Origin of the sequence: Arhodomonas sp. KWT2 (assembly GCF_041949875.1) — a bacterium.
In the GTDB taxonomy this organism is placed as follows: Bacteria; Pseudomonadota; Gammaproteobacteria; order Nitrococcales; family Nitrococcaceae; genus Arhodomonas; species Arhodomonas aquaeolei.
The window spans coordinates 1-10,766 of the sequence record NZ_JBHFPQ010000011.1; the positions used below are offsets into that span (position 1 = coordinate 1).

The following is a 10,766-nucleotide window of genomic DNA, read 5'->3' on the forward strand; positions in this document are numbered from 1 at the left end:
TTTTTGCTTATCACACCCCTCGTGGGGGGGGGGGGCCGGCGCGGGGGGCGGGGGGGGTTGGCCGCGGCGCGCTGGTTTTTGGTCCGGGGGGGGGCCCGCCGGGGGCCCGGGGCCCGCCCGCCGCGGTATCAGAGAAAGGCGCCCGGGGCGGCACCCGCCCCGGGCGGCGTCACTGCGGACGCGTCACCGGCCTGTCAGCCCTCTTCCTGCCAGCTCTTGACCAGCTGGTCGTAGGGCACGGTCTTGCCCTGGGGCTTCTCGTTGGAGAGCGCCGGCTTGGGCGCACCCGGCTGGTCCAGCCAGTACTGCGGATCACGCTCGTCGTTCATCCGCGGGGCACAGGTGTCCTGGATGCCGGCGCGTTCGATGCGGGCCATCACCCGGTCCTGCTCCTCGCCGAGCGAGGTGAGCGCCGCCTTGGGCGTCTTGGCGCCGGTGACCGCGTCCGCCACCGCCTGCCACCAGAGGCTCGCGAGCTTGGGATAGTCCGGCACGTTGGTCCCGGTCGGGGTCCACCGCACACGGGCCGGGCTGCGGTAGAACTCCACCAGGCCGCCGAGCTTGGGCGCACGCTCGGTGAACGACTCGTCGTTGATGTTGGAGTCGCGGATGAAGGTCAGGCCCTCGTGCGCCTTCTTCAGCGAGGTGGACTTCGCCGTGGTGAACTGCGCGTACAGCCAGGCCGCCTTGCGGCGCTTCGCATCCGTGTGCTTGAGCAGCGTCCAGGAGCCGACGTCCTGGTAACCCAGCTTCATGCCCTCTTCCCAGTACGGACCGTGGGGCGAGGGGGCCATGCGCCACTTGGGCGTGCCGTCGTCGTTCACCACGGGCTTGGACGGATCGGCCATGGGCGCGGTGAACCCGGTGTACCAGAAGATCTGCTGGGCGACGTGGCCCTCCGCGGGCACCGGCCCGGCCTCGGAGAAGGTCATGCCGGAGGCCTCCGGCGGCGCGTAGGCCTTGAGCCAGTCGATGTACTTCTCCAGGGCATAGACCGACGCCGGGCTGTTGACCGCGCCGCCGCGGGACATCAGCGAGCCGACCGGGTGGCAGTCCTCGACACGGATGCCCCACTCGTCCACCGGCTTGCCGTTGGGCAGGCCCTTGTCGCCGGCACCGGCCATGGACAGCCACGCGTCGGTGAAGCGCCAGCCCAGCGACGGGCTCTTCTTGCCGTAGTCCATGTGGCCGTAGACCTTCTTGCCGTCGACCTCCTTGACGTACTTGGTGAAGAACTCGGCGATGTCCTGGTAGGCGGACCAGTTCACCGGCACACCGAGATCGTAGCCGTAGCGCTCCTTGAAGCGCTTGCGCAGCTCGGGCTTCTGGAACCAGTCATAGCGGAACCAGTACAGGTTCGCGAACTGCTGGTCCGGGAGCTGGTACATCTTGCCGTTCGGCGCGGTCACGAAGTCCCGGCCGATGAAGTCGTCGACATCCAGCGTCGGCAGGGTGACGTCCTTGCCCTCACCCTCCATGTAGTCCGACAGCGGGACCACGTCGCCGTAGCGGAAGTGCGTGCCGATGAGATCGGAGTCGTTGACATAGGCGTCGTAGATGCTGCGCCCCGACTGCATCTCCGTCTGCAGGTTCTGGATCACGTCACCCTCGGCGATCAGGTCGTGGGTGATGTTGATCCCGGTGATCTCCGAGAAGGCCTTGGCCATGACGTTCGACTCGTACTTGTGAGTCGAGATCGTCTCGGAGACGACCTTGATGTCCATGCCCCGGTACGGCTTGGACGCCTTGATGAACCACTTCATCTCCTCCATCTGCTCCTCGACCGAGAGCGTGGAGGGCTGAAACTCGTTCTCCACCCACTTGCGGGCGATATCAACGCGTTCCTGGTAGGTCTTGGACTGTGCCTGGGCGACACCTATCGCGCCGGAGACACTGAAGACAGTGGCGGCGGCCAGTGCCGTCCACTGCCTGACACGGGTCTTGGAAGACATGATCACTCTCCTCTCCTCAGATGGGATCTGGCTTCTTTCTTGGCTGGCTGCCGACGGATCGCGCCGAGCCGTCCGCACCCCCCTCCAAGCCGGTTTCAGCCGTAACGCAGCATTACGGCGATAAAGATCAGCGAAACGATCGAGGCGCCCCACAGCACGCCCGCCCCGGCGATGCCGAGCCAGGCGAGATGGATGTAGGCGCTGCCCAGCAGACCGATGAACAGGCGGTCGCCCCGGGTCGTCGCGATGGGCAGCAGGCCCCGGCGCTCCACCGTTGGATAGACGAACTCCAACGCCCCGAAGACCACGAGCATCAGCGCGACCCCCGCGAAGAAGATCGCGGTGGGCGTGGTCCAGAGCATCCATTCCAGCGTGAAAGTCATTGCGTCTCCCCCCGATTCATACCCGCCCGAGGGCGAAGCCCTTGGCAATGTTCTTGCGCACGAACCAGATCACCAGGGCGCCGGGCACCACCGTCAGGACACCGATCGCCGCAAGCAGGCCCCAGTCGATGCCGGTGGCGGTCTGGGTGCGCGTCATCGCCGCAACGATCGGCTTGGCGTTCGTGCTGGTGAGCTGGGAGGCGAGCAACAGCTCCACCCAGCTGAACATGAAGCAGAAGAAGGCCGTGACGCCGACGCCGGCCCTGATCAGCGGCAGGAATATCAGCGTGAAGAACCGCGGCCAGCTGTAACCGTCGATATAGGCGGTCTCGTCCACCTCCCGCGGGACCCCGGACATGAAGCCCTCGAGGATCCAGACCGCCAGCGGCACGTTGAACAGCGTGTGCGCCAGGGCCACGGCGATGTGGGTGTCGAACAGACCCACCGTCTTGTAGAGCTGGAAGAATGGCAGCAGAAAGACCGCCGGCGGCGCCATGCGGTTGGTCAACAGCCAGAAGAACAGGTGCTTGTCGCCGAGGAAACTGTAGCGCGAGAACGCGTAGGCCGCCGGTAGCGCCACGGCCAGCGAGATGACCGTGTTCATCGCCACGTAGATGATCGAGTTCAGGAACGGCCAGTACCACGTCGGGTCCGTAAAGATCGTGGCGTAGTGCTCCAGTGTGAAGTCCGCCGGCCACAGCCGGAACGAGCTGAGGATCTCCGGCGTCGGCTGGAAGGACATCTTCACCAGCCAGTACAGCGGCAGCATCAGGAAGAGCAGGTACAGCCCGAGCCAGATGTAGCGCACGCGGGAGGCGCCCGAGGATTTCAGACGCCGGCGTCCGGCAGCGGGCGGTGTTGCGGTTGATCGACGCTCACTCATGGCACCGCCTCACTTGTTGTCCTTACCGATGTTGGTGATCGCCTGGTAGAAGACGTAGCTGAACAGCAGGATGATCAGGAAGTAGATGATCGAGTACGCGCCGCCCGGGCCGAGGTCGCTCTGCATGATGGCAATGGTGTTGAGCTGCTGGCTCAGGAAGGTCGTCGACGAACCCGGCCCGCCGCCGGTGAGCGTGAACGGCTCGGCGTAAATCTTGAAGCTGTCCATGAAGCGCAGCAGGACCGCGATCATCAGCACGCCCTTGAGCTTGGGCAGCTCGATGTAGCGGAAGATCGCCCAGCGCGAGGCGCCATCGATGCGCGCGGCCTGGTAGAAGGCGTCCGGGATGGACTGCAGCCCGGCGTAGGCGAGCAGCACCGCCAGCGAGGTCCAGTGCCAGACCTCCATGGCCATGACCGTCAGCCAGGCGTCCAGCGGATCGCCGGTGTAGTTGTAATCGATGCCGAGGGCGTTGAGCGCCACGCCGAGCAGCCCGATCCCGCCGCGGCCGAACACCTGCCAGATGGTGCCGACCACGCGCCAGGGCACCAGTAGCGGCAGCGCCAGCGCCACCAGCGCCGCCGAGGAGGCGACGCCGCGCTTGGGCATGCACAGCGCAATGCCGACACCCAGCGGTATCTCGATGAGCAGGACCAGCCCGGAGAACAGCAGCTGGCGGCCGAAGGCGGCCTGCAGCTCCGGGTCCGTGAGGATGTCCACGTACCATTCCGTACCGACCCAGATGGCCTGGCCGCGGAAGAAGTCCTGGAACGAATAGTTGACGACCGTCATCAGCGGGATGATCGCGCTGAACGACACCACCAACACCACCGGAAGCACCATCAGCCAGGCGCGTTGATTGACGGGTCTGTGCATGGTTGTTTCTCCTCCCGCTACCGCGTCAGCCCACCAGCTGCTCGTCGGCGTAAAGCTTGGTCCACTCCGGCGGGAACACGAGCTCGGCCCCCTCGGACGGGGCGGCGGTGTCCTCGTCGAGCTTGAGGCTGAGCCGCCGGCCCTCGCCCATCTCCACCGTCGCGATCTGGTAGTTACCGAGGTCCTCCACCTCCAGCACCCGCGCCGGCACGCCGCGCTCGCCCTCGCCGGCGAAACGCAGGAACTCCGGACGGATGCCGATCCTCAGAGCGCCGGTCTGCGCGCCGGCGCACTCGACCACGTCCGCGGGGAGCTCGATGGCGTGGCCGTCAACCAGCGCGCGGCCGCCCTCCAGGCGGCAGTCGAGGAAATTCATCCCCGGGCTGCCGATGAAGTACCCCACGAAGGTGTGCTCGGGACGCTCGAAGAGCTCCTGCGGCGTGCCGAGCTGGACCACGCGGCCCTCGTAGAGCACCACGACCTTGTCGGCGAAGGTCAACGCCTCGGTCTGGTCGTGGGTGACGTAGACCAGCGTGAGCCGGAGCTGCTCGTGGATCTCCTTGAGCTTGCGCCGCAACTGCCACTTGAGGTGCGGGTCGATGACCGTGAGCGGCTCGTCGAACAGCACCGCCGCCACGTCCTCGCGCACCAACCCGCGCCCCATGGAGAGCTTCTGCTTGGCATCCGCGCCCAGGCCAGCGGCCTTGGCGTCGAGGGAATCGGAGAGATCGAGCATCTCCGCGATCTCAGTGGTGCGCTCGCGGATGCGGGCGGCGGGAACGCCGCGGTTACGCAGAGGGAAGGCGAGGTTCTCGCGCACGGTCATCGTGTCGTAGATGACCGGGAACTGGAACACCTGCGCGATGTTGCGGTGCTCCGGCGGCAGGTCCGTGACGTCCTCGCCGTCGAAGAGCACCCGCCCCTCGCTCGGGCGCACCAGCCCGGAAATGATGTTGAGCAGCGTCGTCTTGCCGCAGCCCGAGGGGCCGAGCAGTGCGTACGCGCCGCCGTCCTCCCAGACGTGGTCCATGCGCCGCAGCGCGTAATCCGCCGGCCCCGCGGGACGCGCCATGTAGGAATGGGCCAGCTTCTCCAGATCGATTCGGGCCATCTCGGCTCTCTCCTCAGGCGTCCACGCGGCGTCGGGTCGGCGACGCCATCAACCGGCCGTCGTCGTCGAATGCGAAAAGGTGCCGCGGGTCGACGTGCACCGACAGCGTCTGACCCAGCTCGAACGGGTGCGCCCCCGAGGCCTGCACTACCCACTCGGCCTCGCCCCGGCGCATGTGGATAAAGGTCTCCGAACCGGTGATCTCGGCGATGTCCACGTCGCCGCGCACCACCAGGTCCGCGTCGGTACGGGGCGCCACGGTGACGTGGGACGGCCGAACGCCGACGCGGTAACGCCCGGGCGCGAGCTGCGCGAAGTGTGCCGGCCGCTCGACCGGCTCGTTATCGCCGACGCGGACAAGCCCGTCATCCACGCGCGCCTCGAACAGGTTCATCGGCGGATCGCTGAACACCTGGGTCACCGCGACCGAGGCCGGGTGGTGATAGACGTAGGGGGTCGCGCCGTACTGGATCAGCTCGCCTTCGTGGAGCACGGCGGTATTGCCGCCGAGGGTCAACGCCTCCATGGGATCGGTGGTGGCGTAGACGACGATGGCGTCGCGCTCGCGGAAGATCTCGCGCATCTCCTCGCGGAGCTCCTCGCGGAGCTTGTAGTCGAGGTTCACCAGCGGCTCGTCCATGAGCAGCAGGTCCGCGTCACGCACCAGCGCGCGGGCCATCGCGAGGCGCTGCTGCTGGCCGCCGGAAAGCTCGCCCGGCATGCGCTCGAGCAGGTGCTCGATGTGCAGCCGCTCCGCCTCGCGGTGCACACGCTCGCGGATCTCCTGGCGGCCGAGCCTGGCGAGCTTGAGCGGCGAGGCAATGTTGTCGAAACAGGTGAACGCCGGGTAGTTGATGAACTCCTGGTAGACCATCGCCACGTTGCGCTTGCGCACCGGCACGCGCGTGACGTCGCGCCCGTTCATCACGATCCGGCCGCTGCTCGGCCTGTCCAGCCCGGCCATGAGGCGCATCACCGAGGTCTTCCCCGCCCCGGTGAGGCCGAGCAGCACGTTGAAGCTGCCGGGTTCGACGGACAGTGAAAGGTCGTAGAGGTGGGTGTCGCCGCCCACGACCTTTCTGACATGCTCCAGTGATAGCGTCACTGCGGATCTCCTCCTCGCAATTCCCCGGGCGCACGCATCGTGTTCCTCAGACGCGATGCGCGGCGCCCCTGTCTGCTAGCCGTCCTGCTCGGGCACGGCGTCGACGGCGTCACCGCCTGCCGGGAGTGTGAACGCCTCGAACCACTGCTGCACGCGCGCGCGCGCCGCGACATCCAGCCGCAGCCCGAGCTTGCTGCGCCGCCACAGGGCGTCGTCCGCGGTCTGCGCCCACTCCTCGTCGCGCAGGTAGGACAGCTCCGCCTCGTAGAGGTCGTCGCCGAAATGCTCGCCCAACCCGTCCAGACCATCCGCCGTGCCGAGTATCCGCTCGATGCGGGTGCCGTAGTTGCGCGCCAGCCGCCAGGCGAGGCGCTCCGGCAGCCACGGATAACGGCTCAGGACGGCCTCGAGGAACGCCCCGAAATCCGCGTCCGGCATGTCCCCGCCCGGCAGTGAGGCCTCGCCGGTCCAGTCACGCCCGGAGCCGCCGAGCTCGGGGACGAGCTTGTCCATGGCCTCCCGCGCGAGCGTGCGGTAGGTGGTGAGCTTGCCGCCGAATACGTTGAGCAGCGGCGCCGCCCGGGTATCGAGTTCCAGCAGGTAGTCCCGGCTGACCGCCGAGGCGTTGTCGTTGTCGTCCTCGTCGTAGAGCGGGCGCACCCCGGAGTACGTCCACACCACGTCCTCCGGGCGCAGCTGGTGCTCGAAGTAGCGGTTCACCGCCTCGCAGAGGTATTCGATCTCCTCGCGGGACGCCTCCGCCTCCGCGGGATTGCCCTCGTGGACGACGTCCGTCGTGCCGATGAGGGTGAAGTCCTGCTCGTAGGGGATGGCGAAGACGATGCGCCCGTCGGTGTTCTGGAAGATGTAGGCATATTCGTGGTGGAACAGCCGCGGCACCACGATGTGGCTGCCCTTGACCAGATGGACGTCGCGGCTCTGCTCGATGCCGGCGGCCTCGCCGAGGAAACGGCCCACCCACGGGCCCGCGGCGTTGACGATACCGCGGGCGCGCACCGACCACTCCCGGCCGGTGCGGGTGCACTGCAGGGTCGCCTCCCAGGCGTCGCTGTCCCGCCGGGCGGCGATGCAGCGCGTGCGTGTCATCACCCGCGCACCGCGCTCGGCGGCGTCCCTGGCGTTGAGCACGACCAGCCGCGCGTCCTGGACCCAGCAGTCGGAATACACGAAGCCGCGCCGGAAACCGGGAGCCAGGGGCTCCCCCGCGACGTGGCGGGTCAGGTCGATGCCCGAGGAGGACGGCAGCCGGCGGCGACCGCCGAGATGGTCATAGAGGAACAGGCCGAGCCGGATCATCCACGCCGGGCGGAGTTCGCGCACATGGGGCATGACGAAGCGCATTGGCCAGATGATGTGCGGTGCGATACCGAGCAGCACCTCCCGCTCCTGCAGCGCCTTGCGCACGAGCCGGAACTCGTAGTACTCGAGGTAGCGCAACCCGCCGTGGACGAGCTTGGTACTCGCCGAGGAGGTGAAGTTCGCGAGATCACCCTGCTCGCAGAGCGCCACGGACAGCCCTCTGCCGGCGGCGTCGCGGGCGATACCGGCACCGTTGATGCCCCCGCCCACGACCAGCAGATCGAATGTCTCTCTCCTCGCCATGCGTGCTCCGTTCCGCACCGCCCACGCCGCCGGTGGCAGTCCCGCCGCGGGGTGTTGTCATGTTCGGTATCTAACCTAGCACGCGTCTGTATATTTTCAAATCACTACATTAATTTTCGTTTGAACATTCTTCGGGGGATTCGTCACGAACGCGTCGCACCGCCGGCGCAGTGCCGTCGGCGGCGGCCACCACCACCGAGCCACCGCCTTCGGCAAGGCAGCGCTGCATCGCCGACGGCGGCTCGCTGTCGGTGAACAGCACATCCACCTCCGAGAGATGACCGAGGCGCACCATCGCGTTGCGGTGGAACTTGGTGTGGTCGGCGACCAGGAATATAGTGCGCGAGTGCGCCATGATCGCCTGCAGCACCCGGACCTCCCGGTAATCGAAATCGAGCAGCGTGCCGTCGTCATCGATACCGGAGATGCCCATGACGGCGAAGTCGACCTTGAACTGCTTCATGAAGTCGATGGTCGCCTCGCCGGTCACGCCGCGATCGCGGTGACGCACCACGCCGCCGGCGATGATGACCTCGAAGGTAGCGTTGTCGCTGAGGATATGGGCCACGTTGAGGTTGTTGGTGATCACCCGCAGCCCGGCATGTCCGAGCAGCGCCTTGGCGACCTCCTCGGTGGTCGTGCCGAGGGTGAGGAACAGCGAGGCCTGGTCCGGTATCCTCGCCGCCACCTCCCGGGCGATGCGCTGCTTCTCCTCGAGGCAGCGCACCTGACGGTGGGCGTAGGCGTCGTTCTCCACCGTCGAGGGCAGTCCCGCACCGCCATGAAAACGCCGCAGCCGCCCGAGCCGGCACAGCGCGTTGACGTCCCGGCGAACCGTCTGCGCAGTCACCCCGAAATGCTCGGCGAGGGCCTCGACGGAGACGAACCCCTGCTGCCGGACGAACCCCAGGATCGCCTGCTGACGCTGGTTGAGTGCCGGCTGCTCGGCGCCTTCGGTCATACTTCCTCCCGTTGACGGTCCGGCGTGATTACAGTTTACTTTCCCTGTTCGCAAACGAACATGCCAGTGGTTTTTGCGAACCACCACTGGCGCATTTATAGCGCCTCCCGCGCCACGCTGCACATAACGGCGACGGCCTGGACACGGGAGAACGCGGCACCGGAGGAGAGTCATGGCGCAGCAGCAGGCCATTCTGGCCATCGATCAGGGCACGACGAGCTCGCGGGCGATCGTTTTCGATCTCGAAGGCCGGATCGTGTCGAGCGCGCAGCAGGAGTTCCCGCAGCATTACCCGCACAGCGGCTGGGTGGAGCACGACCCGGAGGACCTCTGGCAGTCCACCGTTTCCGTCTGCCGCCAGGCGATGGACGACGCGGCCGAGCGCGGCGCGACAGTGGTCACCCTGGGAATCACCAACCAGCGCGAGACCACCGTGATCTGGGACCGGGACACCGGCCACGCCGTCGCCCCGGCGATCGTCTGGCAGGACCGCCGGACCGCCGACTGGTGCGCGGAGCTACGCGGACAGGGCGCCGCGGCAACGGTCACCGAGCGCACCGGGCTGCTGCTCGACCCCTACTTCTCGGCGACCAAGATCGCCTGGATCCTGGACAACGTCCCCGGCACGCGGGAGCGTGCCCGGGACGGCCGGCTCGCCTTCGGCACCGTGGACAGCTGGCTGCTGTGGCGGCTCACCGGCGGGCGGGTCCACGCCACCGACGCCACCAACGCATCGCGCACGATGCTGTTCAATATCCGCGAGCAGCACTGGGACGACGACCTCCTCGCACTCTTCGACGTACCCCGGGCCCTGCTGCCCGCGGTGCACGACAGCGCGGCGGACTTCGGCGAGACCCTGCCGAACATCTTCGGCCGGAGCATCCCGGTACGCGGTATCGCCGGCGACCAGCACGCCGCCGTAGTCGGCCAGTGCTGCTTCTCACCGGGCATGGTGAAGAGCACCTACGGCACCGGCTGCTTCGCGCTGCTCAACACAGGCGACACGCCGGTCGCCTCCAGCCATCATCTGCTCACCACCCTCGCCTACCGCATCGACGGCCGGCCGACCTACGCGCTGGAGGGCTCGATATTCGTCGCCGGTGCGGCGCTGCAGTGGCTGCGCGACGGCCTCGGCGTGATCACCACCGCAGCGGAGTCGGAACGCCTTGCCCGCGAGCTGCCGGACAACGCCGGGGTCTACATGGTGCCCGCGTTCACGGGCCTGGGCGCCCCGCACTGGGACCCGGACGCCCGCGGCGCGATCTTCGGCCTGTCCCGGGACACCGGCGTCGCGGAGCTCGCCCGCGCGGCGCTGGAGTCCGTGTGCTACCAGACCCATGACCTGCTGGTCGCGATGGCCGGGGACGCCGGCGCCGCCGCGGAGCTGCGTGTGGACGGCGGCATGGTGGCCAACGACTGGTTCCTGCAGACCCTCTCGGACATCGTCGGCGAGCGCGTGGTGCGCCCGCAGGTCATTGAAACCACGGCCCTGGGGGCCGCCTACCTCGCGGGTATCGGTCAGGGCATCTGGGGCTCGCTGGAAGAGATCCGCTCGCAATGGCAGACGGACCGGGCATTCGACCCCGACCTGCCCCGGGCACAGCGCGAGCGCCAGCTCGCCGGCTGGGCGGACGCCGTCCGCCGCGTCACCTCGCGCTGAGGGCGGACGACCGGACCGCCGGCACGGCCGTCTTCGGGGAAACCCCGCCCCCGGTCCGGCGGCCCGGCATTACCGCCCGGCGTTCATGAGCGCGACGGTGGTGTCGAGCATCCGCGAGGAGAAGCCCCACTCGTTGTCGTACCATGCGCACGCCTTCAGCAGCGTCCCGCCCGTGACCTTCGTGAGCGTGGCGTCGAACACCGACGAGCGCG

At 67.8% G+C, this 10,766-nt stretch carries 9 protein-coding genes and 1 pseudogene; 1 reads left to right on the forward strand and 9 read right to left on the reverse strand.

All coding sequences use genetic code 11. From position 1 onward, the window contains the following. Nucleotides 1-194: 194 nt before the first annotated feature. From ACEZHJ_RS00195 to ACEZHJ_RS00230, 8 genes are all read right to left on the reverse strand, one after another. On the reverse strand, nt 195-1,952 hold the full coding sequence (locus ACEZHJ_RS00195; protein WP_375036101.1) for an ABC transporter substrate-binding protein: 1,758 nt from the start codon (nt 1,950-1,952) through the stop codon (nt 195-197). Nucleotides 1,953-2,047: 95 nt separating this feature from the next. Next, nucleotides 2,048-2,335, reverse strand: coding sequence for a DUF2160 domain-containing protein (locus ACEZHJ_RS00200; RefSeq protein WP_375036102.1), 288 nt, complete (start codon nt 2,333-2,335; stop codon nt 2,048-2,050). Nucleotides 2,336-2,351: 16 nt separating this feature from the next. Further along, complete coding sequence (locus ACEZHJ_RS00205; RefSeq protein WP_375036104.1) at nt 2,352-3,104, reverse strand: carbohydrate ABC transporter permease; 753 nt, start codon at nt 3,102-3,104, stop codon at nt 2,352-2,354. 123 nt (nt 3,105-3,227) lie between these two features. Then, a complete protein-coding gene (locus ACEZHJ_RS00210) occupies nt 3,228-4,094 on the reverse strand; it encodes a carbohydrate ABC transporter permease (RefSeq protein WP_018719766.1) in 867 nt (288 codons plus the stop codon). Nucleotides 4,095-4,119: 25 nt separating this feature from the next. Beyond that, nucleotides 4,120-5,205: an ABC transporter ATP-binding protein gene (locus ACEZHJ_RS00215; protein ID WP_018719767.1), complete on the reverse strand. Its 1,086-nt coding sequence runs from the start codon at nt 5,203-5,205 to the stop codon at nt 4,120-4,122. A 13-nt stretch (nt 5,206-5,218) separates the two neighbouring features. Continuing rightward, entirely contained in the window at nt 5,219-6,310 is a 1,092-nt protein-coding gene (locus ACEZHJ_RS00220) for an ABC transporter ATP-binding protein (protein ID WP_026321277.1), read from the reverse strand. A 75-nt stretch (nt 6,311-6,385) separates the two neighbouring features. After that, nucleotides 6,386-7,933, reverse strand: a complete 1,548-nt coding sequence (gene glpD / locus ACEZHJ_RS00225) for a glycerol-3-phosphate dehydrogenase (RefSeq protein WP_163141520.1) — start codon at nt 7,931-7,933, stop codon at nt 6,386-6,388. 109 nt (nt 7,934-8,042) lie between these two features. Then, a complete protein-coding gene (locus ACEZHJ_RS00230) occupies nt 8,043-8,894 on the reverse strand; it encodes a DeoR/GlpR family DNA-binding transcription regulator (RefSeq protein ID WP_163141517.1) in 852 nt (283 codons plus the stop codon). A 172-nt stretch (nt 8,895-9,066) separates the two neighbouring features. On the opposite strand from ACEZHJ_RS00230, the gene glpK reads away from it, so the two are divergent. Continuing rightward, nucleotides 9,067-10,554: a glycerol kinase GlpK gene (glpK, locus tag ACEZHJ_RS00235; protein WP_375036103.1), complete on the forward strand. Its 1,488-nt coding sequence runs from the start codon at nt 9,067-9,069 to the stop codon at nt 10,552-10,554. 69 nt (nt 10,555-10,623) lie between these two features. Here glpK and ACEZHJ_RS00240 read toward each other — a convergent pair. After that, nucleotides 10,624-10,766, reverse strand: a pseudogene (locus ACEZHJ_RS00240) (erythrose-4-phosphate dehydrogenase); the annotation flags it as partial.

Coding starts and splice junctions, on each gene's coding strand:
- ACEZHJ_RS00195 (WP_375036101.1), bottom strand. CDS start 1,952: ATGTCTTCCAAGACCCGTGTCAGGCAGTGGACGGCACTGGCCGCCGCC.
- ACEZHJ_RS00200 (WP_375036102.1), bottom strand. CDS start 2,335: ATGACTTTCACGCTGGAATGGATGCTCTGGACCACGCCCACCGCGATC.
- ACEZHJ_RS00205 (WP_375036104.1), bottom strand. CDS start 3,104: ATGCTGCCGCTGTACTGGCTGGTGAAGATGTCCTTCCAGCCGACGCCG.
- ACEZHJ_RS00210 (WP_018719766.1), bottom strand. CDS start 4,094: ATGCACAGACCCGTCAATCAACGCGCCTGGCTGATGGTGCTTCCGGTG.
- ACEZHJ_RS00215 (WP_018719767.1), bottom strand. CDS start 5,205: ATGGCCCGAATCGATCTGGAGAAGCTGGCCCATTCCTACATGGCGCGT.
- glpD (WP_163141520.1), bottom strand. CDS start 7,933: ATGGCGAGGAGAGAGACATTCGATCTGCTGGTCGTGGGCGGGGGCATC.
- ACEZHJ_RS00230 (WP_163141517.1), bottom strand. CDS start 8,894: ATGACCGAAGGCGCCGAGCAGCCGGCACTCAACCAGCGTCAGCAGGCG.
- glpK (WP_375036103.1), top strand. CDS start 9,067: ATGGCGCAGCAGCAGGCCATTCTGGCCATCGATCAGGGCACGACGAGC.